The sequence below is a fragment of the Micromonospora eburnea genome, assembly GCF_900090225.1.
GTDB lineage: Bacteria > Actinomycetota > Actinomycetes > Mycobacteriales > Micromonosporaceae > Micromonospora > Micromonospora eburnea.
Window position 1 is genome coordinate 652,569 of sequence record NZ_FMHY01000002.1, and the last position, 24,798, is coordinate 677,366.

Below are 24,798 nucleotides of genomic sequence, written 5' to 3' on the forward strand. Positions count from 1 at the left end.
GAACATTGCCCGGGTGTTCGGCGTCCGCTGTCTACGATCCTTCTCATGGAGGCTGGCGGTCCCCGGCCCCGGCGACGACCGTCGGGGCGGCCGCGACGCGAGCCGGGGCCGCTCGCCCGGACCGTCGCCCGACTCGTGGTCCGCGCCGCCGACGGGGCCACCCGGCTGGTCACCGATCTGCTCGGCGCCAGCCCGGCGGCCGGGCGGGAGCGGATCAGCGAAGCCGAGCTGCGGGACCTGGTCGCGGCCAACACGGTGCTCGACCCGGACGAGCGGCGGATCATCGACGAGGTGCTGGTGGCCGGGGCGCGCCTGGTCCGCGAGGTGATGGTGCCGCGTACCGAGGTGGTGTTCCTCTCCGCGGGGCTCACCGTCGCCGAGGCGGAGCGGCTGGTCCGGGCCGAGGCGCACACCCGTTATCCGGTGGTCGACGGCACCCACGACGACGTGGTCGGCTTCGTCCATCTGCGCGACGTGCTGCTCGGCTCCGAGCACGGGAGCCCGGCCAGGGTCTGGGAGCTGACCCGGGAGGTGAAGCGGCTACCCGGCAGCAAGCGGGTGCTGGCCGCGCTCACCGAGATGCGCCGGGAGGGGCACCACCTGGCGGTGGTGGTTGACGAGTACGGCGGTACCGCCGGCATCGTCACCTGCGAGGACCTGGTCGAGGAGCTGGTCGGGGAGATCCACGACGAGTACCACGCCCCGCCCGACCCGGCGTACGCCGGCCTGCCCGCCGTCGTGGACGGCCGGCTCAACCTGGCCGACTTCGCCGACCGCACCGGGGTGCCGCTGCCCACCGGGCCGTACGAGACGGTCGGCGGCTTCGTGATGGCCGCCCTGGGCCGGCTCCCGGTCGCGGGGGACGAGGTGCCGGTGGCCCTCGCCCCGGACGGCCCGGGCGGACCCGACCCGGACGACCCGCCGGGCGGCTGGCTGCTGCGGGTGCTCGCCCTGGAGGGGCGGCGGGTGTCCCGGCTGGCGGTCTCCGCCGCGCGCCTGCCCGAGCAGCGGCGCGAGGTCGCGGCCCGGGCCACGGCCGCCGAGAACGGATCCACCGGCCCGTCATGACTTATCGGGGTCGGTGCTGACAGAATTGCCGGCATGTCCGACGCACCCGCCCGCCCCCGTGTCTTCTCCGGCATCCAGCCGACCGCCGACTCGTTCCACCTCGGCAACTATCTGGGCGCGGTGCGGCACTGGGTGGCCCTCCAGGACAGCCACGACGCGTTCTACTGCGTGGTCGATCTGCACGCGATCACCGCCGGCCACGACCCGAAGGTGCTCAAGCAGCGTTCCCGGGTCGCCGCCGCGCAACTCCTCGCGGTCGGCATCGACCCGGAGCGCAGCACCCTGTTCGTCCAGTCCCAGGTGGCTGAGCACTCCCAACTGGCCTGGGTGCTCGGCTGCATCACCGGCTTCGGCGAGGCCAGCCGGATGACCCAGTTCAAGGACAAGGCGCAGAAGCAGGGCAGCGAGCGGGCCAGCGTCGGCCTCTTCACCTACCCGGTCCTGATGGCCGCCGACATCCTGCTCTACCAGGCCGACGCCGTGCCGGTCGGCGAGGACCAGCGCCAGCACCTGGAGCTCTCCCGCGACCTGGCCCAGCGGTTCAACACGACGTTCGGGCCGACCTTCACGGTGCCCGCGCCGCACATCGTCAAGGACACCGCGAAGATCACCGACCTGCAGGACCCGACGAGCAAGATGTCGAAGTCGTCCTCCTCGCCGGCCGGCATCATCGACCTGCTGGACGACCCGGCCCGCTCGGCCAAGAAGATCCGCTCCGCGGTCACCGACACCGGCCGGGAGATCGTCTTCGACGCGGTGGGCAAGCCCGGCATCGCCAACCTGCTGAGCATCTACTCGGCGCTCTCCGGTCGCGGCATCGACGACCTGGTCGCCGCGTACGACGGCAAGGGCTACGGCGACCTGAAGAAGGATCTCGCCGAGGTGGTCCGGGAGGCCCTCACCCCGATCCAGGAGCGCACCCGCACCTATCTGGACGACCCGGCCCAGCTCGACAAGCTGCTCGCACAGGGCGCGGAGAAGGCCCGGGTGGTCGCCGCGGCGACGCTGCGGGCCACGTACGACCGGATCGGCTTCTTCCCTCCGCTGCGGTCCGAGTAACGGTCCCGGGGCACGTCGGGAGAGGGTGTAGACAGCCGGTGGCGGGAGGGGTGGCGGGGAGCGTGGAGCACAGGGACGGGGCGCCGGAAAACGGCGACACCATCGAGATCGGGATCGCGGTGGACATCCCCGAGCCGTGGGGCGAGATGCTCACCCGGCGTCGGGTCGAGGCCGGCGATCCGCAGGTCGTCCCGGCCCACGTCACCCTGCTCGGGCCCACCGAGATCCCGGTACGGGCGCTGCCCGCCGTCGAGGAGCATCTGGCCCGGGTGGCCGCCGCGCACCTGCCGTTCACCCTGCACCTGCGGGGCACCGGCACGTTCCGCCCGGTCACCCAGGTGGTCTTCGTGGCGGTGGCGGCCGGGATCAGCGAGTGCGAGCTGCTCGCCGCCGCCATCAACTCGGCCCCCGAGCTGCACCGGGAGGCCCGCTTCCCGTACCACCCGCACGTCACGGTGGCCCAGGACGTCCCGCCCGAGGCGCTGGACAAGGCGTACGAGGACCTGGCCGACTTCTCGGCGCTGTTCGAGGTCGGGGCGTTCACCCTCTTCTCGCACAGCGGCGCGACCCGGTGGCAGCCGCGCCGCGACTTCCGGCTGGGCGGTTGAGCTGAGCACCGGGCCGGACGTTCTCCGTCACCGCGGCGGATCGGCGAGGATCGCGTGGTGAACGTGCTCGGCCGGGTCGAGGCGGCGTTCGGCCGGCGGATCGAGGCGGCGCGCGACCGGCTGCCGGTCTTCGACCACGTGTGGCGGGCCGGGACGCTCTACGCCGGCGTGCTCGCCGGCCGGCTCGCCGCGGCCATCGCCTACTACGGCTTCTTCGCGGTCTTCGCGCTCGCCCTGGTCGGGTACGCGGTCTTCGGGGCGATCCTGGAGGACAACAACGAGGTCAGCCGGGCGGCGTCCAACTTCCTCGAAAAGAACCTGCCCTTCCTCGATTCGGACCAGATCGCGCAGAGCAGCAAGACCGTCGGGGTGGTCGGTCTGGTCATCCTGGTCTTCACCGGGATCGGCTGGGTGGAGGCGATCCGCTCCTCCCAGCGGCTGTTGTACGGCTTCAACCAGCAACCCGGCAACCTGGTGGTGCGCCGTCTGGTCGACCTCGGGGTGCTGGTCGCGGTCTTCGTGCTGCTCGGCGTCTCGGTGGCCGCCGTCGACGCGCTGGAGTCGCTGCTGCGTTTCCTGCTGCGCAGCACCGGGTCGGTCGGCCTGACCACGGTCAGCGCGATGCTCAGCGTCCTGGTCAACGCGGTGCTGGCCGTGGCGCTGCTGGTGGCGGTGCCCCGGTTGCGGATGAGCCGCCGCCGGCTGCGCCCGGTGGTGATCGTGGTCGCGATCGGCATCACCCTGCTCAACACGGTGGGGCGCTACTACGTGGTCCGCACCGAGCGGAACCCGGCGTACACGGTGGTCGCCACCGCGGTGGGGCTGCTGCTCTACCTCTACCTGCTCAACCAACTGGTGCTGTTCGGCGCGGCGCTGGCCGCGACCAGCCGGTACGGCCGGGTGGTCGACCTGGCCGAGGGCCGCGCCGCCCGGGAGGTGGACGTGGAGGCCGACGAGGTGATCGAACCAGGTACCCCGGGAGGCGCTGGATGACCACGCGGATCCGCATCGACCCGGACTCGGCGGTGCCCCCGTACGAGCAGGTACGCGGGCAACTCGCCCGGATGATCGGCGACGGCCGGCTGCCGGTCGGCACCCGGCTGCCCGCGGTCCGGCAGTTCGCCGCCGACCTCGGCCTGGCCGTGAACACGGTGGCCCGGGCCTACCGGGAACTGGAGGGGGCCGGGCTGGTCGAGACCCGGGGCCGGCACGGCACCGTGGTCGCTCCCGGCCGTGACGACGCCACCGATCGGCTGCACCGCGCCGCGACCGAGTACGCCGCCGAGGCACGGCGGCTGGGCGTCCCCCCGGACCGCGCCCTCGCCCTGGTCCGCGCCGCCCTCTCCTCCTCCTGACCGCCCCGATGGTGCGCGGCAACCGCACGCACAACTTCCCCCGAAGATGCCGCCTCGGCTCGCCGGGAGGGCACATGTCCCCTGAAGTTGTGCGGATCTTGCGACACGAGCTGCCTGATCGTGCCCATGATGAGCAGGTGGGCGCGCTTGTGACACTGGACCTGCCGGACGACTCGCCGATGCTCGGCCTGCCGTGGATCATCACCTTCGGGCCGCTCGGCGACGCCGACGAGTGGGAGCCGGTGGTCTGCGGCCCGTACGAGCGGGCGCACGCGCTCGCCCTGGCCGAGGCGGTGGTCGCCGAGGAGCAGTTGATGGCGGTGGTCGAGCCGCTGCTGCCGGCGCTGACGCCGGAGGAGATCCGTGGCGAGATCGCCGCGGCGCAGCTCGCCGCCGAGGACGAGGCGGCCCAGGCCGACCGGGCGGACCTCTACGGCGACTTCGAGGACACCATCGACGAGGAACTGGAACTGGCGGCCGAGCGGGAGCCGGTGGCGGAGCCGGCGACCGCGCCGAGCCGGGACGAGGTCCGGGCCGGGTTCGCCCGGATCGCCAGGCTGCTCACCAGCAAGGAGGGCTGAGCGGCCGGCCCGGATCGACGCCGGCGCCTCGGGAAGCGGACCTCCCGAGGCGCCGGCGCCATCTCGCCCCCACCACAAGGGGTCGGTGGCCCAGCCGCCCGTCGGCGCGGAGCACAACGGACGACCAGGTCAATGGGTGGTTACCCGGCTCACCGCCGTTCGAACCACGCAGCAGAGTCCACCGGCAGGACGTGCCCGTCACCCCGCTCGGTGAGGTCGGCGCTGGCGACGATCGGCCGGCCGTGGCCGGCGACCGTGGCCTCGGCGCCGCTGAGGTTGACCACGCAGGTCAGCTCGGCACCGCCGGCGGTGCGGCGGAAGGCCAGCAGCCCGGGCTCGGTCTCCAGCCAGGTGATGCCGTCGAGGCCGGCCAGCGCCGGGTGCTCGTGCCGGATCCGCAGGGCGGTCCGGTAGAGCTCCAGCGTCGAGCCGGGCACGCCGGCCTGGGCGGCCACCGAGAGGGCACGCCAGGTCGCGGGGGCCGGCAGCCAGCTCAGTTCGCTGCCCGCCGGGCCGAACCCGTACGGGGGCAGCTCGCCGCCCCACGGGATCGGCACCCGGCAGCCGTCCCGGCTCTCGCCGGTACGCAGGAACGCCGGGTCCTGGCGCAGCTCGTCGGGGAGGTCCAGCACCTCCGGCAGGCCCAGTTCCTCGCCCTGGTAGACGTACGCGCAGCCGGGCAGGGAGAGCATCAGAAGGGCGGCGGCCCGGGCACGGCGCAGGCCGACCTCGCCGTCGCCGTACCGGGTGACGTGCCGCTGCCGGTCGTGGTTGGAGAGCACCCAGGTGGTCGGGGCGCCGACGATGGTCGACTCGGCGAGCGCGGTGTCGATCACCTTGCGGAACGAGTCGGCCGACCAGGTGGCGTCGAGGAAGTCGAAGCTGAACGCCTGGTGCAGCTCGTCCGGGCCGATGTAGCGGGCCAGCCGTTGCGGGGTCTCCGCCCACGCCTCGGCCACCGCCATCCGGCCGCCCGGGTAGCTGTCCAGGATCGGCCGCCAGGCGCGGTAGATGTCGTGCACCTCGTCCTGGTCGAAGTACGGCAGCCGGCCCTTGCCGAGCAGTTCGGACTGGCGCTGCCCGGTGGTCATCGAGTTGAAGCCGACGTCCGGCAGGCCCTCGGCCTTGATCATCCCGTGCGCCACGTCGATCCGGAAGCCGTCCACGCCCCGGTCCAGCCAGAACCGCAGGATGTCCTCGAACTCCGCGCGTACCTCCGGGTGGCGCCAGTTCAGGTCGGGCTGGGCCGGGTCGAACAGGTGCAGGTACCACTGGCCGTCGGCGACCCGGGTCCAGGCGGGGCCGCCGAAGATGCTCTCCCAGTCGTTCGGTGGCAGCTCACCGGCCGCACCCTTGCCCTCGGCGAACAGGTAACGCTCGCGCTCGGGTGAGCCGGGGCCGGCGGCGAGCGCCGCCTGGAACCAGGGGTGCCGGCTGGAGGTGTGGTTGGGGACCAGGTCCACGATGATGCGCAGGCCCAGGGCGTGCGCGTCGGTGATCATGGCGTCGAAGTCGGCGAGGTCACCGAAGAGGGGGTCCACGTCCCGGTAGTCGGCCACGTCGTAGCCGGCGTCGACCTGGGGCGAGGTGTAGAAGGGGGTCAGCCAGAGGGCGTCCACCCCGAGGTCACGCAGGTAGGGCAGGCGGGCGCGGATGCCCTGGAGGTCGCCGACGCCGTCGCCGTTCGCGTCCGCGAAGCTGCGGACGTAGACCTGGTAGACGACCGCGGATCGCCACCAGTCGTTGTCGGAGGTCAGCGGCGTGGGATGGGCGGCGGCGGTCATCGGTGACGATCCCCGTTCTGTGGTGCGGGACGGCGGCAGCCCCGCGCCGGCATGGCTGCCGGTTCGGGGCGTCTGAGCAGGATGCCGCCGGAGCGTTGCAAGAGTCAAGCATTTCTTGCGCAAGGAATGCTGCCACCGCCCTGCTGAGGGGCTGGCCCGCCGGGTGGTCGCGTCCCAGTATCCGGGCGGGTGGCCCGGTGGCCGGTGCCAGCCGGCTCAGGCTGGGACGACGAGCGAGGAGGGGGCCGGGCGCTGGGGCTTGGCGCCGGTGCCGGCCTGCCGGAGCACCGCGGTGGAACCGCGTACCACCAGCTCCGGCCGGAACAGGTACTCCGAGTGTGGGGCGGGGTGGCCGTTGATCTCGTCGACCAGGGCCCGGACCGCGGCCACCGCCATGGCCGCCACCGGCTGGCGCATGGTGGTCAGCGGCGGGTCGGTGAAGGCCATCAGCGGGGAGTCGTCGTAGCCGACCACCGAGACGTCGCCGGGGACGGAGAGACCGCGCTGGCGGGCGGCCCGGATCGCGCCGAGCGCCATCAGGTCGGAGCCGCAGACGATGCCGGTGACCCCGCGCTCGATCAGCCGGCCGGCGGCGGCCTCGCCGCCCTCGACGCCGAACAGGGACAGCTCGGCCAGCTCGCCGACCTCCGCCTCGCTCGTGCCGACCAGTCGGGCCATCGCGGCCCGGAAGCCGGCCACCCGGCGCTGCACCGGCACGAAGCGGTCCGGCCCGGTGATCAGGCCGATCCGCCGGTGGCCGAGGGCGATCAGGTGCGCGACGGCCAGTTCGGTGGCCTCGCCGTCGTCGCAGGAGACGAAGGGCGCGGCGATGCCGGGCGCGTACCCGTTGATCATGACGATCGGCAGCGGGCGGCCGATCAGCGCCCGGTACCGGTCGTGGTTGGCGGCGGTGTCGGCGTGCAGGCCGGAGACGAAGACGATCCCGGAGACCTGTCGGTCCAGCAGCATCTCGACGTACTCGTCCTCGGTGACGCCGCCGGGGGTCTGGGTGCACAGCACGGGGGTGAAGCCGCTCTGTGCCAGCGTCGACTCGATGACCTGGGCGAAGGCCGGGAAGATCGGGTTGTCCAGCTCCGGCACCACCAGGCCGACCAGCCCGGCGCTGCGCTTGCGCAGCCGGGCGGGGCGCTCGTATCCGAGCACGTCGAGGGCGGTCAGCACGGCCTGCCGGGTCTCGGGGGCCACGCCGGGACGGTCGTTGAGCACCCGCGACACCGTGGCCTCGCTGACTTCGGCCTGCTGGGCGATGTCGGACAGACGAGCGCGCATGGCGGCACTTTAGCTCACGGGAAAGTTCTTGCGTACACTTCTGCAATACCTTCCATTCTCTGCAACGTCTTGCTAACGTCCCGGCAACACGCGAGAGCAGCGGCGCAACACCCAGCGCCGGTCAGCAAGAAATTACAGAGGTTTCCACTGGCGGGCCGTCCTTCCCCCGGCGGACCGCCTTGACGACAGGAGTACCGATGCGCATCCGTACCGCGGGTGTGGTCGCTGTCCTCGGCCTGGCGCTCGCCGCCTCCGGCTGCGGTGGCAGCGACGGCGACAAGCCGGCCGCCAAGGAGTCCAGCAAGGCGACCGGCGGCAAGCTGGTCATCTGGGCCGACGACAAGCGGACCGCCGCCCTCAAGCCGTTCGCCGAGGAGTTCGGTAAGGACAACGGCGTCACCGTCGAGGTGCAGGCGATCTCCAAGGACCTGCAGACGAACTTCGTCACCGCCTCGCAGCAGGGCAGCGGCCCGGACGTCGTCGTCGGCGCGCACGACTGGCTCGGCAACCTGGTCCAGAACGGCGCCATCGACCCGGTGCAGCTCGCCGCCGACCAGAAGAGCGGGTTCAACGAGGTCGCGATCAAGGCGATGACCTTCAACGGCCAGCTCTACGGCGTCCCCTACGCCACCGAGAACATCGCGCTGATCCGCAACACCGAGCTGGCCCCCGAGGCGCCGAAGACCATCGAGGACCTGGTCACCGCCGGCAAGAAGCTCCAGGCCGAGAAGAAGGCCAGCGAGATCCTCTGCCTCCAGGTCGGCCAGACCGGTGACTCGTACCACATCTACCCGCTGTACACCTCCGGCGGCGGCTACCTCTTCGGCACCGCGGCCAACGGCGACTACGACCCGACGGACCTGGGCGTGGGCAAGCCGGAGTCGATCGCGGCCTTCCAGAAGATCGCGAAGCTCGGTGAGAAGGGCGACGGCGCGCTGAAGCGCTCCATCACCGGCGAGAACTCCATCGCCACCTTCACCGGCAAGAAGTGCGCCTACCTGGTCTCCGGCCCGTGGGCGATCGCCGACGTCAAGAAGGCCAACATCTCCTACGACATCTCCCCGGTCCCCGGCTTCGCCGGTGGCAAGGAGGCCCAGCCGTTCGTGGGTGTGCAGGCGTTCTACGTCGCCGCCAAGGGCCAGAACAAGGCGCTGGCCCAGGAGTTCGTCACCAACTACGTGACCAAGCCCGAGCTGGCCGCCGCGCTGTACCAGGCCGAGCCGCGCCCGCCGGCGCTGACCGCCGCCTTCGACCAGGTCAAGGGCGCCGACCCGGACCTGGCCAAGTTCCAGGAGGCCGGCAAGAACGGCCAGGTGCTCCCGGCGATCCCGGCCATGGCCGCGATCTGGGACCCGTTCGGCAAGGCGGAGGCCGCCATCATCGGTGGCGCCGACCCGGCCAGCACGATCACCGCCGCCGGCAAGACCATCGCCGGTCAGATCAAGTAATGAGCACGTCGCTGTCCGGCCCGGGGTCTGCCAAGCAGGCCCCGGGCCGGGAGCCCGTTCGGAACGGGCTCCCGCGCAAGTCCCGTACCGCGCGGCACCACGCGCCGATCACCGCGACCGGTCTCGTCGTCAAGGTGGTCCTGCTCGGCCTGGCCGCCGGGCTCGCGATCTGGGCGGCGTTCCCGCTCGTCGAGGCCGGGCACTGGATCGGGCTGGCCATCCTGGCCGCCACCACCGCCGGCCTGTTCTACCTCTATCTCACCCGCCGGCACATCCCGGCCAAGTACCTGGTCCCCGGCACGATCTTTCTGATCGCCTTCCAGGTCTTCCCGGTGCTCTACACCGCCAGCACCGCCTTCACGAACTTCGGCGACGGCCACCGCGGCAGCAAGGACGACGCGATCGTCGCCATCCAGACCTCCTCGGTCAAGCAGGTCCCCGGCTCGACCGAGTACTCCCTCTCCATCGCCACCAAGGGCGATCCGGCCACCGGCCCGCTGGTCTTCCTGCTCAGCGACCCGAAGACCCGGGAGGTCTCCGCCGGTGACGCGGACGGGCTGCACCGGCTCGACGCCGGTGCGGTCACGGTCAGCCCGACCGGCAAGGTCACCGCCGCCGACGGCTACACCGTGCTCAACTTCGGTCAGGCCAGCGTACGGAGCAAGGAGATCACCGACCTGATCGTGCCGACCTCCGGCGGCGCCATCCGGTCCAACGGCCTGTCCCGCGCCTACGAGGGCACGGCCGTCCGGGCGTACGACGCGGATTGCGACTGCGTCCGGGACACCGAGACCGGCAAGACCTGGACCGCCGACGCCGCGACCGGCTCCTTCGTCGCTGACGACGGCGAACGGCTCGCCCAGGGGTGGAAGGTCAACGTCGGGCTGAAGAACTTCAGCCAGGTGCTGACCGACCCGAACATCTCCGGCCCGTTCTTCGGCACGCTGCTCTGGAACTTCGCCTTCGCGATCGGCTCGACCGGGCTCACCTTCCTGCTCGGCATGGCCATCGCGCTCGCCCTGCACTCGCCCCGGATGCGGGGCACCAACCTCTACCGGGTGCTGCTGATCCTGCCGTACGCGATGCCGTCGTTCGCGATGCTGCTGATCTGGCGGGACATGTTCAACACCGACTTCGGCCTGCTCAACAATCTCTTCGGGCTGGACGTCGACTGGTTCGGCGGGGCCTGGACGGCGCGCGTCGCGGTGGTGCTGGTGCAGCTCTGGCTGGGCTACCCGTACATGTTCCTGGTGGCCACCGGCGCGCTCCAGGCCATCCCCCGGGAGCTGACCGAGGCGACCTCGGTCGACGGCGCCTCGCCGTGGCAGTCGTTCAAGGCGGTCACCCTGCCGCTGCTGCTGGTCGCGCTCTCGCCGCTGCTGATCTCGTCGTTCGCGTACAACTTCAACAACATCAACGCGATCTGGCTGACCACCGAGGGTGGGCCGTTCCCGGCGGACAACCCGACCAACGGCGCCACCGACCTGCTCATCACCTACACCTACCGGCTGGCCTTCGGCCCCCAGGGCGCCGAGTTCGGCATGGCCGCCGCGGTGTCGATCTTCATCTTCACGATCGTGGCCACGGTGTCGGCGATCAGCTTCCGGCGCACCCGCAAGCAGGAGGAGGTCTACTCATGAGCGAGCGTCCCCGAGCGAAGCGAGGTGGCGGCATGAGCGGCCGGATCTCCGGGAGGGCGCGGAGCCGCTGGTTCGCCCAGGTGGGCTGGCGGCACGTCGTCGGGCTGCTGGCGGTCGCGTTCAGCCTCTTCCCGATCCTGTTCGTGCTCTCCGCGGCGCTCAACCCGCTCGGCACGCTCTCCTCGGCCGAGTTGCTGCCGACCGGGGCGTCGTTCGAGAACTTCGCCAACCTGTTCGACAAGACCGCGTTCGGCCACTGGTTCCTCAACTCGCTGCTGATCGCCGGTACGGCCAGCTTCGTGTCGATCTTCCTGTCCGCGCTGTCCGCGTACGCGTTCTCCCGGATGCGGTTCGCCGGGCGACGGATCGGCCTGCTCACGCTGCTCCTGATCCAGATGTTCCCGCAGTTCCTGGCCATCGTGGCGATCTTCCTGATCTTCACGACGGTCACCGACCTGTGGCCGGCGGTCGGCTTCAACACCCCGTGGGGTCTGTTCCTGCTCTACATGGGTGGTGCGCTGGGCGTGAACACCTGGCTGATGAAGGGCTTCTTCGACACCCTGCCGAAGGAACTGGACGAGTCGGCCACCATGGACGGCGCCTCGCACGCCCAGGTCTTCTTCCGGATCATGCTGCCGCTGGTGGCGCCGATCCTGGCGGTGACCGCGCTGCTGTCCTTCATCGGCACGATCAACGAGTTCATGATCGCCAACGTGTTCCTCACCAACACCGAGTCGAAGACCCTCGCGGTCGGCATGTACGGCCTGGTGGCCGGTGAGCGCAACAACAACTTCGGGATGTTCGCGGCGGGCACGCTGCTCACCGCGATCCCCACGGTGCTGGTGTTCCAACTGCTCCAGCGCTACATCGTCTCCGGCCTCACCGCCGGAGCCGTCAAGGGATGAGTCGGAGGGGTGGCCACTCGCCTCGTGGGTGAGGCGAGTGGTGCTACTCCGCACCCCGGAAAAGCACGCTGCGGCAAGGGCGTCGTGTCGACGTACACCGGAGCAGTCACGGGAAGGCCGTCGTGGTCGGGAAGCCGCCGCGACGCCAACCCCTTCCTCTCCCCGTCCGAACCCGACACGAAGGGCATGTCCATGTCTCTCCAGCCGCACCACGACGGCTCCGCCACCTACGTACCCGAGCAGGAGCCCGCGCTCGGGCAGCGGGTCCCCGTCTTCGTCCGGGTGCCCGCCGGCGCCGACGTACGCCAGGTGCACGTGCGCACCACCGGCGACGGCGAGCCGCGCTTCGCCGAGGCCGTCGTCGACCGCACCGAGGGCGGCGACACCTGGTGGCGGGCCGACGTCGAGGTCCGCAACCCGGTCAGCAACTACCGCTTCCTGCTCGATGGGCGTGCGGGCTGCCGCTGGCTCAACGCCGCCGGCCTGGTCGACCACGACGTGCCCGACCACGGCGACTTCAAGCTGGTCAGCTACGCCCCGCCGCCGGCCTGGGCCCGGGACGCGGTGATCTACCAGATCTTCCCGGACCGGTTCGCCCGCTCCTCCGCCGCCGAGGGCCGGACCACGCCGGACTGGGCCATCCCCTGCGACTGGGACACGCCGGTGATCGGGCGCGGACCGGAGACGCCGTACCAGTTCTACGGCGGCGACCTGGACGGCATCACCGAGCACCTGGACCACCTGGACCGGCTCGGGGTGAACACCGTCTACCTCACCCCGTTCTTTCCGGCCCGCTCCAACCACCGGTACGACGCGGCCAGCTTCGACACCGTCGACCCGCTGCTGGGCGGGGACGCCGCCCTGGCCCGGCTGGCCGACGCGGTGCACGCCCGGGGCTGGCGGCTGCTCGGCGACATCACCAGCAACCACACCGGCGACGCCCACCAGTGGTTCACCGCAGCCGCCTCCGACGTGGCCGCGCCGGAGCGGGACCTGTACTACTTCGACCTGGCCAACGGCGACTACGAGTCCTGGAACGGGGTCAAGTCGCTGCCGAAGCTGAACTGGGGCAGTGCCGAGCTGCGCCGCCGCTTCGCCACCGCCGAGGATTCGCTGCTGCGCCGCTGGCTGCGCCCGCCGTACGGGTTGGACGGCTGGCGGGTGGACGTGGCGAACATGACCGGCCGGCGGGGCGCGGACGCGTACACCCACGAGGTGGCCCGGCTGCTGCGCGAGGTGGTCGCCGACACCCGCGCCGACGGGCTGCTGCTCGCCGAGCACGGTCACGACCACACCGGCGACCTGGACCGGGACGGCTGGCACGGAACGATGAACTACGTCGGCTTCACCGACCCGGTCTGGTCCTGGCTGCGCCACGGCGACGACCCGCTGCCCAACTTCCTCGGCACCCCGGGCGGGGCGCGACGGCGGGACGCGGGCGCGGTGCTGGCCACCATGAACACCTACCGGTCGCTGATCTCCTGGCGGTCGTACGTGCACTCGTGGCAGTTGCTCGGCTCGCACGACTCGGCCCGGATCCGCACCGTGGTCGGCGACGCCGCCCGGCAGGAGGTGGCCGCCGGCCTGCTCGCCACCATGCCGGGCACCCCGGTGGTCTTCGCCGGTGACGAGCTGGGGCTGACCGGCACGAACGGGGAGGGGTCGCGTACCCCGATGCCGTGGCACCGGCCGGAGAGCTGGGACCGGCGTACGTTCGAGGCGTACCGGTCGCTGCTGGCGCTGCGCCGTGCCGAGCCGGCGCTGCGGCACGGCGGCCTGCGCTGGGCGCACGCGGACGCGGACACGCTGGTCTTCCTGCGTGAGGCGCCGGCCGGCACGGTGCTGGTGCTGGCCCGCCGTGCGCCCGGCACCCCGGTGCGTCTGGCCGGCCTGCCCGCCGGCGAGAACGTGTACGGCGGCGCGCCCGCCCTGCGCCCCGACGCCGACGGCGCGGTGACTCTCCCCGCCGACGGCGCCACCTTCCAGGTCTGGCGCCTCGCCTGACCGCACCCGTTCAAGGTCACGCTCAAGACGGGATGTAGTGGCCTCGCCGCGCGATGAGGCCACTACATCCCGGATCGAGCACGATCAGGGCGAGCCCGACCGGGCCGAGGGCGGGCGGTCAGCGGGGAGGGCCGGCGAGCAGGGTCCGCACGCCGGCCAGGTAGCTGGCGCGGTCGGGGGAGCCGGTCAGGACGCGCTGCATGAGGTAGCCGGGGACCAGGCCGAACAGGGCCGTCCCGACCACCGTGGGATCGGCGTCCGCGGGCAGCTCGCCGGCCTCGCGGGCGCGTCGGGCCATCGCCACGAAGCGCTCCCGGAAGCCGGTGTACGTCGTCCGGACGAACTCGGCGAGCGCGGGATCGCGTAGCGACTCGCTCCAGACCTGGATCGCCAGCCGGAGCATCCCGTCCTCGCCGGTCTGGCCGTCCACATAGGCCAGGGCTCGGTCCAGCGCCTCGGTGAGGGGCAGCGGCGGCTCGTGCCGGGCCAGTTCGGTGAAGATGTCGTCCGCCCCGCCGATCACCGTCTGGGCGATCGAGGTGATCAGGTCGTTCTTGCTCGGGAAGTAGCGGTAGACCGCGCCGACCGACAGCCCCGCCTCGGCGATCACGTCCTGCATCGAGGTGTTGTGGAAGCCGTCGCGCAGGAAGCACTGTCGCGCCGCGTCGAGGATCTGCTGGCGGCGGGCCGCGAGGTGTTCGTCCGATACGCGTGGCATGACATCGAGCATAAAACGAACGTTCGTTCTTGACCGGGCATGGTCGGGGGCGCATGCTCCCTCATAAGAGAACGAACGTTCGTTTTAGGAGGCCGGAGATGGCCACTCATCCGTTCCGGGTCCGTTCGCCCTGGCTGCTCGCCGTCCTGCTCGCCGCCCTGGCCGTGGCGGTGCAGGCGCTACTCGTACCGCTCTTCGCCGCGCCGGCGGCGAATCTGGCGCCGCGCGACGTGCCGATCGCCGTGGCGGGTCCGTCGCCGGCGGCGGCCGAACTGGCCGGTCGGCTCGCCGCCGCCGCGCCCGGCGCGTTCAAGGTGACCACGCTGCCCGACGTGGCGGCGGCCGACCAGGCGCTGCGTGACCGCAAGGTGTACGCCGCCTTCGTCGTCGGCCCGGACGGGATCGCCCTGCACACCGCCCCGGCGGCCAGCCCCACCGTCGCCGCGCTGCTCACCGAGGCCGCCGCCCAGTTCTCCGCCGGCCGCCCGGTCTCCGTGGTGCAGGTCGTGCCGGCCGCCCCGGACGACCCGCGCGGCGCCGGGTTCGCCGCCGGCTTCCTGCCGTTGGCGCTGACCAGCATGCTGGCCGGGGCGCTGCTCACCTTGCTGGTCGCCGGTCGTGGCGCCCGGCTGCTGGGCCTGCTCGGCTACGCCGTGCTGGCCGGTCTGGCCGGGGCGGCGGTGCTGCACGGGTGGCTCGGCGTGCTGACCGGTGACCCCTGGCTCGAGGCGGGCGCGATCGCCCTGTTCGCGCTGGCCGCCGCCGGCCTCGTGGCCGGGCTCGGGGCGCTGCTGGGCGGCCCCGGCGTCGGCCTCGGCGCGCTGCTGGTGTTTCTGGTCGGCAACCCGCTCTCCGCGGTGGGCGCCGCCCCCGAGTTGCTACCCCAGCCGTGGGGGGTGGTCGGGCAGTTCCTGCCGGTCGGGGCCGGCGGCACGTTGCTGCGTTCGGCGGCGTACTTCGGCGGGGCGGGCGCGTCCCGGTCCCTCGCAGTGCTGGCCGGCTACGCGCTGCTCGGCCTGCTTCTGGTGCTGGCCGGTCGGCTCCCGGCGGGCGGGGATGCCGCCCCGACGGCGGATCCGGGCCGGCCTGCTGAGGTCACGGTATGACGACGGCTCCTCGTGGGGCTACTACGAGCCGTCGTTGATAGGGGAGGATGGGCGGCGTGGAAGCTCTTCGGCTGGTACTTCTCTACGTCCATCTGATCGGGTTCGCGCTGCTGCTCGGCGGCTCGATCGCCCAGTACGTCAGCGGCCGGCTGCGGATCAACGCGGCCATGCTCTGGGGCTCGGTGATCGGGCTGCTGACCGGGATCGGCCTGGCCGCGCCGCTGCGTGACGGGCACGAGCCGGCGCCGGCCAAACTTGTTACCAAGTTGGTGCTCGCGCTGCTGATCTTCGTAATGGTCTTTTTCTCCCGGAAACGGGAGTCGGTCAACCGCGGACACTTCCTCGCCATCATCGGGTTGACCCTGGTGAACGCGGCCGTGGCGGTCTTCTGGCGGTAGTCCCGCGAGCAGCGGAAACGCACCGGGAAACGGACGTTCGCGACACCGTAGCGGAAGCCTGCCAGCGGGCAAAGTGATTTGCCCCACGCGACGGTTACGTAGGGGTAACGGACGCTCAACAGTCGTGCACGATTGTCGGCCGGTGGGTGGGCGCGGGCGTACGCTCCCGTCCGTAACGTGGGACGCCGGCAGGCACACCGCAGGCCGGCGAAAGGGCTGCCACCGCGCACAACGCGGTGTGCAATGGGAAGGAGTCGTCTTGCGCTCTGTGCGTGGGATGCGGATCGTCACCTCTGCCGTCGTGGCGGGTGGCCTCGTGCTGGGCGCCGCCGCGTGTGGTGAGGCCCCCAAGGACGAGAACGCTGCCGGCGGCACCGGCGGCAAGAAGTACACCGCCTGCATGGTGACCGACCTCGGCGGCATCGACGACAAGTCGTTCAACACCTCCGCCTGGGCCGGCCTCGAGGCGGCCAAGAAGGCCAACGACAACATCGACATCAAGTACGTCGCGTCGAAGGCCGAGGCGGACTACGAGGTCAACCTGACCGGGTACGTCAACCAGAAGTGCGACTTCATCCTGGCCGTCGGTGGCCTGATGGAGAAGGCCACGAAGAAGGCCGCCGAGGCGAACCCGAAGCAGCAGTTCGGCATCGTGGACGCGAACCCGGGCGTGGACAACATCTACCCGATGCAGTTCGACACCACGCAGGCCGCCTTCCAGGCCGGTTACCTCGCCGCCGGGATGAGCAAGACCGGCAAGGTCGGCACCTACGGCGCGATTCCGATCCCGCCGGTGACCATCTTCATGGACGGTTTCGCCGACGGCGTGGCCTACTACAACCAGGCCAAGGGCAAGAACGTCCAGCTCCTCGGCTGGGACAAGGCGACCCAGAAGGGCTCCTTCTCCAACTCCTTCGAGAAGCAGGACGACGGCAAGAAGGTCTCCGACGCGCTGGTCGCCCAGGGCGCGGACATCATCATGCCGGTCGCCGGTGGCGCGGGTCTCGGCACCACCGCCGCCGCCCAGGCCTCCGGTGGCAAGTACTCGGCGATCTGGGTTGACGCCGACGGCTGCGAGAGCACCCCGAACTGCCCGGCCCTGCTGACCACGGTCGTCAAGAACATCCAGGACGCCGTCAAGGAGGCCGTGCTCAAGGCCGCCAACGGCGAGCAGCTCGCGGCCAAGCCGGGCTACGTCGGCACCCTGGCCAACAACGGCGTCTCCCTCGCCCCGTACCACGAGTTCGACAGCAAGGTCCCGGCCGAGCTGAAGAGCGAGGTCGACAAGATCAAGGCGGACATCGCCGCCGGCACCATCAAGGTCACCTCCAAGGCCCAGCCGACCACGGAGTGACCGCTTCGCCGGCCGCCGCAACCGAGGGCATCGGGCGGCGGAGGCCGGCGGAGGCCAGGCACGACGAACCGGCCGCCTCGGGCGTACGCGGGCAGAGACCCACGGCGTCGAGGCGGCCGGTCACTTACCCAGAGGAACCGATCCGGCTTCGTGGCCGGCCGGCAGCGGCTACGCCGCACCATCGCTCGCACTCCAGGAGGTTGCGCTGAGACTCGAACTGCGCGGCATCACCAAGCGGTTCGGTGATCTGGTCGCCAACGACCACATCGACCTGACGGTGGAGCCTGGAGAGATCCACGCCCTGCTCGGCGAGAACGGTGCCGGCAAGTCGACCCTGATGAACGTGCTCTACGGGCTCTATCAGCCCGACGAGGGCGAGATCCTGGTCGACGGGCAGCCGCTGAAGCTGAAGGGCCCGTCGGACGCCATCGCGGCCGGGATCGGCATGGTGCACCAGCACTTCATGCTGGTGCCGGTGTTCACCGTGGCGGAGAACGTCATGCTCGGCGCCGAGCAGGTCAAGGGCGGCTTCACCGGCTTCCTCGACCGCCGGCGCGCCCGGCGCGAGGTGGCCGAGGTCTCCGAGCGGTACAACCTCCAGGTCGACCCGGACGCGGTGATCGAGGACCTGCCGGTCGGCATCCAGCAGCGGGTGGAGATCGTCAAGGCCCTCACCCGCGACGTGGACCTGCTGATCCTCGACGAGCCCACCGCGGTACTCACCCCGCAGGAGACCGAGGAACTGCTCGCGGTCATGCGGTCACTCAAGGCCGCCGGCAAGTCGATCGTCTTCATCACCCACAAGCTGGGCGAGGTGAAGGCCATCGCGGACCGGATCACGGTCATCCGGCGCGGCCGGACGGTCGGCACCGCCGAGCCGAGCGCCAGCCGGGACGAGCTGGCCGCGCTGATGGTGGGCCGCAGCGTCCGGCTGACCGTCGACAAGCAGCCGGCCACTCCGGGCAAGCCGATCCTCGAGGTGTCCGGCCTGGTCGTCGACGACGACCGGCGGGTACGTGCGGTCGACGGCGTCGACCTGACCGTGCACGCCGGTGAGGTGCTCGGCATCGCGGGCGTGCAGGGCAACGGCCAGACCGAGCTGATCGAGGCGATCATGGGCCTGCGGCCCGCCCTCGCCGGCACCGTCACCCTGGACGGCGAGGCCGTGCACGGCTGGCCGACCAAGAAGGTGCTCCGCGCCGGCGTCGGCTACGTGCCGGAGGACCGCAGCGTCGACGGCCTGGTCAAGGAGTTCTCCGTCGCGGAGAACCTGGTGCTGGACATCTACGACCAGCCACCCTTCGGCAAGGGCCTGTCGCTCAAGCCGGACGCCATCGCGAAGTCGGCGAGGGAACGGATCGAGCAGTTCGACGTCCGTACCTCCTCGGCGGACACACCGGTGGGCACGCTCTCCGGCGGTAACCAGCAGAAGGTGATCGTGGCCCGGGAGCTTTCCCGGCCGCTGAAGCTCTTCATCGCCGCGCAGCCCACCCGGGGCGTCGACGTCGGCTCGATCGAGTTCATCCACAGCCGGGTGATCCGCGAACGGGACATCGGCACCGCCGTCATGGTGGTCTCCAGCGAACTGGACGAGGTGATCGGCCTGGCCGACCGGATCGCGGTGATGTACCGCGGCCGGATCATCGGCGTGGTCGGCCCGGACACCCCGCGCGAGGAGATCGGCCTGTTGATGGCCGGCATCACCCCGGACAGCGCCACGGCGACCGACGGCACCAGCGGTACGCCCGGCGGCCCGGCCCCCGACGGCCCTGCCAACGAGGAAGAAGCATGAGCAACCCGAATTCGGTGTCGGGCTCGCCGGACAAGGCGCCAGCCACCGAGACACAGGAGTCGCGGAGCGAGTCGCCGGCGATCCCGACCCCGCGCGCTGGCGACGGCGAGCGTGCGGTGACCGCCACCGCGACCAAGGAGCCCGCCGCCGAGCCCCGCCCCTCGCTGGGCCGGCTCTTCCTGGAGAACCTCTGGGCGGCGAACACGGTCACCGTGACCGTGCTCGCCGTGCTGCTGGCGATGCTGGTCGGCGCGGTGCTGATCATCATCTCCGACCCGGACGTGCTGGCCACCTACAGCTACATCACCGCCCGGCCGTCGGACGCGCTCAACTCGAGCTGGACGGTGGTCAGCGAGGCGTACGCGAACCTGTTCAAGGGCGCGGTCTTCGACCCGGACGCCACCGGCTTCACCGCCGCGATGAGCCCGATCTCGGAGACGCTCACCTACACCGCGCCGCTGGTCTTCACCGGCCTGGCGGTGGCGCTCGCCTTCCGTGGCGGCCTGTTCAACATCGGCGCCCAGGGCCAGGCGACGGTCGGCGTCGTCCTCGCCGCCCTCGCCGGCTTCGCGCTGCCGCTGCCGCCGGGGGTGCACCTGCTCGTGGCGCTGCTCGCCGGCGCGGCCGGCGGTGCGCTCTGGGGATTCATCCCGGGCATCCTCAAGGCGCGTACCGGCGCCCACGAGGTGATCAACACGATCATGCTCAACTACGTCGCCGTCTACTTCCTGGCCTGGATCATCATGCAGGACGGGGTGCACAGCCCGGACCGCGCCGACGCGATCAGCAAGCAGGTCGACGCCTCCGCCCAGCTGCCCCGGCTGCTCGGCGACAACCTGCGGGTGCACGCCGGCATCCTGCTCGCCGTGCTGGCCACCGCGTTCGTGGCCTGGCTGCTGAACCGCTCGACGCTCGGCTTCGAGCTGCGCGCGGTCGGCGCCAACCCGGACGCCGCCCGGACCGCGGGCATCAGCGTCACGAAGACGTACGTGCTGGTCATGGTGATCGCCGGCGTGCTGGCCGGCCTCGGCGGCTCGAACATGGTGCTCGGCTCGACAGCGGACGCGCTCACCCCGCAGGTGATCGCGCAGATCGGCTTCGACGGCATCCTGGTCGCGCTGCTCGGCCGGGTGAAGCCGTGGGGCGTGCTGATGGCCGCGCTGCTGTTCGGCGCGCTCCAGGCCGGCGGCAACCGGATGCAGTCGTACTCCGGGATCTCCCTGGAACTGGTCACCGTGCTCCAGGCGCTCATCGTCATCTTCATCGCGGCGCCGGCCCTGGTGAAGGCGATCTTCCAGCTCCGGGCGGCCCGGGCGGCCCGGTTGCAGACGAGCCTCGCGAAGGGCTGGTGAGGCATGTCCACCATGGTTGTCCCCGAGGTCGCCGTCACCACGGTCGACGAGGGTTTCTGGACGCGCGCCCGCAAGACCGGAGCGATCCTGCTCGGGCTGGGCGTGCTTGCGGCGGCGCTCTTCGGGGCGCTCGCCACCGACCGGCAGGCCCGGTTCACCCTCAGCGAGACCGAGGGCGGTGCGGCCCTGGCGATCCACGGCACGACCGGCGCGATCCTGTTCGGGGTCATCGCCGCCGCGGCCGGCGCCGCCCTGCTCGCCGGGGTGCCCAAGCGCTGGTTCACCGTGCTGCTCGGCGTCGGGCTGGTCGCCTTCGTGGTGAGCTTCCTCTGCTGGCAGGTCTCCGGCGCCCCCGACGGCCGCAACTTCATGCCGCTGGTCAACGTCGTCCGCGGCACGTTCCTGCTGGCCCTGCCGCTGATCTTCGGCGCGCTGGCCGGGGTGCTCTGCGAGCGGTCCGGCGTGGTCAACGTGGCGATCGAGGGCCAGCTGCTGATGGGCGCCTTCTCCGGCGCGCTCTTCGGCAGCCTCTCCGGCAACGTCTGGGTCGGCCTGGTCGCCGCCGCGATCGGCGGCGCGTTCATCTCCCTCCTGCTCGCCGTTTTCGCCATCCGCTACCTGGTCGACCAGGTCGTCATGGGCATCGTGCTCAACCTGCTGGCGGTCGGCGTGACCGGCTTCCTCTACGAGCGGCTGATGCAGCGGGACGCGACGAAGTACAACAGCGCGCCCCGGTTCAGCAACTGGGAGATCCCGCTGCTCAAGGACATCCCGCTGATCGGTCCGGCGCTGTTCCGGGGCAACATCTTCCTCTACCTCGGCCTGCTGCTGGTGCTGGTCATCCACATCGCGCTGTTCCGTACCCGGTGGGGGCTGCGGACCCGCTCGGTGGGTGAGCACCCGACCGCCGCCGACACGCTGGGCGTGAAGGTGCTGCGGCTGCGCTACCGCAACGTGATCATGGCGGGGCTGGTGGCCGGCGTGGGTGGTGCCTCGTACACCCTGGCGCTGTACTCGTTCACCAAGAACATGATCGGCGGTAAGGGCTTCATCGCCCTCGCCGCGCTGATCTTCGGCCGGTGGAGCCCGACCGGGGCGCTGCTCGCGGCGCTCTTCTTCGGCTTCGCCGACCAACTCGCCACCTATCTGGGCGCGATCGGCAGCAGCATCCCCAGCCAGTTCCTGGCGATGCTGCCGTACCTGGCGACGATCCTGGCCGTGGCCGGGCTGGTCGGCAAGGTGCGGGCCCCGGCGGCCGACGGCAAGCCGTACGTCAAGGGCTGACCCGCCCGCGACGCAGCGTGCCCGGCGGGGCGGCCCGCCGGGCACGGCCGTCTCCGGGGGCGCGTTCGGCGGCCGCGACCACCCCGCCGTGCCCCGTACGGGCCCGAGCAGCGGGAATTGGGCAGAATGGGAGATGTGATGGAGATCGACTGGGAGCGGCTGCGGGCCGCCGCCGTTGAGGTGATGCGGCACGCATACGTGCCGTACTCGAAGTTCCCGGTCGGGGCGGCCGCCCTGGTCGACGACGGCCGGGTGGTGGTCGGCTGCAACGTGGAGAACGCCGCGTACGGCGTGGTCCTCTGCGCCGAGTGCGGGGTGGTCTCCTCGCTGCACGCGAGCGGTGGGGGTCGGCTCGTCGCCCTTTCCTGCGTCGATGCCACCGGGGAGCCGCTGATGCCCTGCGGCCGCTGCCGCCAGCTGCTGTGGGAGCAGGGCGGCCCGGAGTGCCTGATCGAGGCCAAGGGCGGTCCGCTGCGGATGGCCGAGCTGTTGCCGCACGCGTTCGACGTGGCCGACCTCGACGCGGTGACCGGCGAGCACCCGGTGCCCGTGGTGCCGGACCGGCTGGCCGCCTGGCGGGGGCGGGGCACCGTCTTCGTGCACCCGGACCTCTCCGCCGGGCAGCAGGTCTGGACGGCGTACTGGGAGCGGTCGGCCGGGGACAGCGAGGGCGCCGAGACCGGCGTGCTGGAGGAGGGGCCGACCTGGGACGACCCGGCCGAGGCGATCACCTGGGGGCTGGCCCGGACGCCGCGGGTCGTGGTGGTGGACGCGTCGGGCACGATCTTCTGGGCCGGCGAGGGCGAGCCTCCGCTGGAGATCCCGGTCCGCTGGGGTTGAGCTTGGGGGATGGGGCCGACCGTGCCCGGCTCCGGGCGGTCAGGCTTGATCCCTCCGCCGGTCACGGTCGGCCCCATCCCCTTGGTGGTCGCGGTACGCGGACCGGTTTCGCAACGACGAAGAAAGAACATTTGATGAGTGCTTTCACGGCGGTTGACGTCATCCGGGCCAAGCGGGACGGGGGCGTGCTGAGCGACGGGCAGATCGACTGGGTCGTCGACGCGTACACCAGGGGGCTGGTGGCCGACGAGCAGATGTCGGCGCTGGCCATGGCGATCCTGCTGCGCGGCATGACCGGGCCGGAGATCGCCCGGTGGACGGCCGCGATGATCGCCAGCGGGGAGCGGTTGGACCTCTCGCCGGTGACCCGGCCGACCGTCGACAAGCACTCCACCGGCGGCGTCGGCGACAAGATCACCCTGCCGCTCACTCCGCTCGTCGCCGCCTGCGGCGCGGCGGTGCCGCAGTTGAGCGGCCGGGGTCTCGGCCACACCGGCGGCACGCTGGACAAGCTGGAGTCGATCCCCGGCTGGCGGGCCGCGCTGAGCAACGCGGAGTTCATCGCCCAGCTCCGTGACGTCGGCGCGGTGATCTGCGCGGCGGGCGACGGGCTGGCCCCGGCCGACCGCAAGCTGTACGCGTTGCGCGACGTCACCGGCACGGTGGAGGCGATCCCGCTGATCGCCAGCTCGATCATGAGCAAGAAGATCGCCGAGGGGACCGGCGCGCTGGTGCTCGACGTGAAGGTGGGCTCCGGCGCGTTCATGAAGACCGTCGACGACGCCCGCGAACTGGCCCGGACCATGGTGGAGCTGGGCAAGGCGCACGGGGTGCGGACGGCGGCTTTGCTCACCGACATGTCCACCCCGCTCGGCCTGGCGATCGGCAACGCGGTCGAGGTGACCGAGTCGGTCGAGGTGCTCGCCGGTGGTGGCCCGGCCGACGTGGTGGAGCTGACCCTGGCACTGGCCCGGGAGATGCTCGACGCCGCGGGCCTGGCGGACGCCGACCCGGCGGCGGCGTTGCGTGACGGCCGGGCGATGGACGCCTGGCGGACGATGATCCGGGCGCAGGGCGGCGACCCGGACGCCCCGATGCCCACGGCCAACGAGGTCGAGGTGGTCCACGCCGACGCCGACGGCTACGTCGCCGGGATCGACGCGTACGCCATGGGGGTGGCCGCCTGGCGGCTCGGAGCCGGCCGGGCCCGCAAGGAGGACCCGGTGAGCATCCCGGCCGGCGTGGTGCTGCACAAGCGCCCCGGCGAGCCGGTCCGCGTCGGCGAGCCCCTGTACGAGCTGCGCGCCGAGCACGCGCAGCGGATCCCGGCCGCGCTGGCCGAGGCGCAGCGGGCCTTCCGGATCGCCCCGGAGGCCCCGGCCGCGACGCCACTGGTGATCGAGCGGATCGGCTGATCCGTTCCGGTTGGCGGGGCCGTGGTGCCGGTCCCGCCGACCGGCTATCCTGCCTGGCCAAGGGGGACCGATCGGCGATGAGCCGACGCGAGCAGACAGGGGGCCTGAGCCGTGCGCGTACCCGCCCCCGATTCCCGGGCCGTTCGTGAGGCGAGCCTCGAAGAGCTGTCCCGGCTGGGTCTCCCACTGCCGCCGCCGCACTTCCCGCTGGTCTGGGAGCCGGGGGACGAGGTCGAGCTGCGTTCCACCGCCGAGATCGAGGCGCGGATCGCGGTGCTGCACCTGATCCTGGCCCGGTGCTTCGGGATGCCGGCGCAGGCGGCGATGAGCTGGCTGCTGGAGTCGCACCTGGTTGACACGGTGACCCCGCCCGAGTGGCAGTTCGTCGTGGGCGGCAAGGGCGACCACCGTTCGTTCGTACTGCACCACGACGCGCTCTTCTCGCTGGCCTGGGTGCTCGGGTTGGCCAAGGAGCTGGACCCGACGGTGCCGGTGGACGAGCGGCTGGTCGAGCGGATGCCGAACCTGGTCGGCGGGGAGACCTTCCCGCAGTGGCGGGCCCGGATTCTGGCCGCGCCGCAACATCCGGCCGACGCCGCCGCCCTGCTCGACCTGCACTACTGCCTGGACTGGGCGTACCTGGAGTCGGAGCGCACCGGCCGGGCGCTGCCCGGACTGGTGGACGCGAACGCGATCGGGCAGCGCCGATGGGCGCTGGAGTGGGCGGTGGTGCTGCGCGGGCCGTACCACGACGAGCCGCCGGGCTGGGAAGAGGTCGATCTCTCCACGTAGGGCCC

Annotated in this window: 22 protein-coding genes; 19 read left to right on the forward strand and 3 right to left on the reverse strand. The window is 71.7% G+C overall.

Going from position 1 to position 24,798, the window contains the following annotated elements; genetic code table 11:
* The first annotated feature begins 45 nt into the window (after nt 1-45).
* The 6 genes from GA0070604_RS03365 to GA0070604_RS03390 all read left to right on the forward strand — a co-directional run bounded on the left by GA0070604_RS03365 (nt 46) and on the right by GA0070604_RS03390 (nt 4,671).
* Nucleotides 46-1,068 carry a hemolysin family protein gene (locus GA0070604_RS03365; RefSeq protein WP_091113945.1) on the forward strand — a complete coding sequence of 341 codons (1,023 nt, stop codon included), beginning with the start codon at nt 46-48 and terminating at the stop codon, nt 1,066-1,068.
* Between the two features lie 33 nt (nt 1,069-1,101).
* Nucleotides 1,102-2,127 (forward strand): tryptophan--tRNA ligase, encoded by a 1,026-nt coding sequence (gene trpS / locus GA0070604_RS03370; RefSeq protein WP_091113948.1) that lies wholly within the window; start codon nt 1,102-1,104, stop codon nt 2,125-2,127.
* A gap of 62 nt (nt 2,128-2,189) precedes the next feature.
* Nucleotides 2,190-2,735: a 2'-5' RNA ligase family protein gene (locus GA0070604_RS03375; RefSeq protein WP_208601966.1), complete on the forward strand. Its 546-nt coding sequence runs from the start codon at nt 2,190-2,192 to the stop codon at nt 2,733-2,735.
* A 57-nt stretch (nt 2,736-2,792) separates the two neighbouring features.
* Nucleotides 2,793-3,728, forward strand: a complete 936-nt coding sequence (locus GA0070604_RS03380) for a YhjD/YihY/BrkB family envelope integrity protein (RefSeq protein WP_091126873.1) — start codon at nt 2,793-2,795, stop codon at nt 3,726-3,728.
* Nucleotides 3,725-4,090 (forward strand): GntR family transcriptional regulator, encoded by a 366-nt coding sequence (locus GA0070604_RS03385; RefSeq protein ID WP_091113953.1) that lies wholly within the window; start codon nt 3,725-3,727, stop codon nt 4,088-4,090. Before GA0070604_RS03380 ends, GA0070604_RS03385 begins: the two co-directional genes overlap by 4 nt.
* A gap of 137 nt (nt 4,091-4,227) precedes the next feature.
* Nucleotides 4,228-4,671, forward strand: a complete 444-nt coding sequence (locus tag GA0070604_RS03390) for a hypothetical protein (protein WP_091113957.1) — start codon at nt 4,228-4,230, stop codon at nt 4,669-4,671.
* Between the two features lie 149 nt (nt 4,672-4,820).
* Here the strand turns inward: GA0070604_RS03390 and GA0070604_RS03395 are convergent, their stop codons facing one another.
* Complete coding sequence (locus GA0070604_RS03395; RefSeq protein ID WP_091113960.1) at nt 4,821-6,455, reverse strand: glycoside hydrolase family 13 protein; 1,635 nt, start codon at nt 6,453-6,455, stop codon at nt 4,821-4,823.
* 216 nt (nt 6,456-6,671) lie between these two features.
* Nucleotides 6,672-7,745: a LacI family DNA-binding transcriptional regulator gene (locus GA0070604_RS03400; protein ID WP_091113963.1), complete on the reverse strand. Its 1,074-nt coding sequence runs from the start codon at nt 7,743-7,745 to the stop codon at nt 6,672-6,674.
* Nucleotides 7,746-7,942: 197 nt separating this feature from the next.
* Between GA0070604_RS03400 and GA0070604_RS03405 the strand changes: the two genes are divergently transcribed.
* The 4 genes from GA0070604_RS03405 (at nt 7,943) to GA0070604_RS03420 (ending at nt 13,742) form a co-directional block, all read left to right on the forward strand.
* Entirely contained in the window at nt 7,943-9,193 is a 1,251-nt protein-coding gene (locus GA0070604_RS03405) for a sugar ABC transporter substrate-binding protein (protein WP_091113967.1), read from the forward strand.
* The gene (locus GA0070604_RS03410; protein ID WP_091113971.1) at nt 9,193-10,833 is read left to right on the forward strand and encodes an ABC transporter permease subunit; all 1,641 of its coding nucleotides are present in this window, start codon (nt 9,193-9,195) and stop codon (nt 10,831-10,833) included. The genes GA0070604_RS03405 and GA0070604_RS03410 overlap by 1 nt, the downstream gene beginning before the upstream one ends.
* 32 nt (nt 10,834-10,865) lie before the next feature.
* Complete coding sequence (locus tag GA0070604_RS03415; RefSeq protein ID WP_091113974.1) at nt 10,866-11,738, forward strand: sugar ABC transporter permease; 873 nt, start codon at nt 10,866-10,868, stop codon at nt 11,736-11,738.
* 192 nt (nt 11,739-11,930) lie between these two features.
* Nucleotides 11,931-13,742, forward strand: a complete 1,812-nt coding sequence (locus tag GA0070604_RS03420) for a glycoside hydrolase family 13 protein (RefSeq protein WP_091126874.1) — start codon at nt 11,931-11,933, stop codon at nt 13,740-13,742.
* A 118-nt stretch (nt 13,743-13,860) separates the two neighbouring features.
* Here GA0070604_RS03420 and GA0070604_RS03425 read toward each other — a convergent pair whose 3' ends face one another.
* Nucleotides 13,861-14,460, reverse strand: coding sequence for a TetR/AcrR family transcriptional regulator (locus GA0070604_RS03425; protein ID WP_091126875.1), 600 nt, complete (start codon nt 14,458-14,460; stop codon nt 13,861-13,863).
* Between the two features lie 98 nt (nt 14,461-14,558).
* Here GA0070604_RS03425 and GA0070604_RS03430 point away from each other — a divergent pair, with 98 nt between their 5' ends.
* From GA0070604_RS03430 to GA0070604_RS03470, 9 genes are all read left to right on the forward strand, one after another.
* Nucleotides 14,559-15,566, forward strand: a complete 1,008-nt coding sequence (locus GA0070604_RS03430) for a YhgE/Pip domain-containing protein (protein WP_208601967.1) — start codon at nt 14,559-14,561, stop codon at nt 15,564-15,566.
* 56 nt (nt 15,567-15,622) lie between these two features.
* Nucleotides 15,623-15,964: a hypothetical protein gene (locus tag GA0070604_RS03435; protein ID WP_091113977.1), complete on the forward strand. Its 342-nt coding sequence runs from the start codon at nt 15,623-15,625 to the stop codon at nt 15,962-15,964.
* 277 nt (nt 15,965-16,241) lie between these two features.
* A complete protein-coding gene (locus tag GA0070604_RS03440; RefSeq protein WP_091113980.1) occupies nt 16,242-17,318 on the forward strand; it encodes a BMP family lipoprotein in 1,077 nt (358 codons plus the stop codon).
* Nucleotides 17,319-17,583: 265 nt separating this feature from the next.
* Entirely contained in the window at nt 17,584-19,110 is a 1,527-nt protein-coding gene (locus tag GA0070604_RS03445) for an ABC transporter ATP-binding protein (RefSeq protein ID WP_341845352.1), read from the forward strand.
* Complete coding sequence (locus tag GA0070604_RS03450) at nt 19,107-20,462, forward strand: ABC transporter permease (RefSeq protein ID WP_091113987.1); 1,356 nt, start codon at nt 19,107-19,109, stop codon at nt 20,460-20,462. Before GA0070604_RS03445 ends, GA0070604_RS03450 begins: the two co-directional genes overlap by 4 nt.
* 3 nt (nt 20,463-20,465) lie before the next feature.
* Entirely contained in the window at nt 20,466-21,746 is a 1,281-nt protein-coding gene (locus GA0070604_RS03455) for an ABC transporter permease (RefSeq protein ID WP_091113989.1), read from the forward strand.
* A gap of 138 nt (nt 21,747-21,884) precedes the next feature.
* Nucleotides 21,885-22,586 carry a cytidine deaminase gene (locus GA0070604_RS03460; RefSeq protein ID WP_091113993.1) on the forward strand — a complete coding sequence of 234 codons (702 nt, stop codon included), beginning with the start codon at nt 21,885-21,887 and terminating at the stop codon, nt 22,584-22,586.
* 134 nt (nt 22,587-22,720) lie between these two features.
* The gene (locus tag GA0070604_RS03465; RefSeq protein WP_091113996.1) at nt 22,721-24,001 is read left to right on the forward strand and encodes a thymidine phosphorylase; all 1,281 of its coding nucleotides are present in this window, start codon (nt 22,721-22,723) and stop codon (nt 23,999-24,001) included.
* Nucleotides 24,002-24,112: 111 nt separating this feature from the next.
* Nucleotides 24,113-24,793 (forward strand): DUF4272 domain-containing protein, encoded by a 681-nt coding sequence (locus tag GA0070604_RS03470; protein WP_091114000.1) that lies wholly within the window; start codon nt 24,113-24,115, stop codon nt 24,791-24,793.
* The last annotated feature ends 5 nt before the right edge of the window (nt 24,794-24,798 follow it).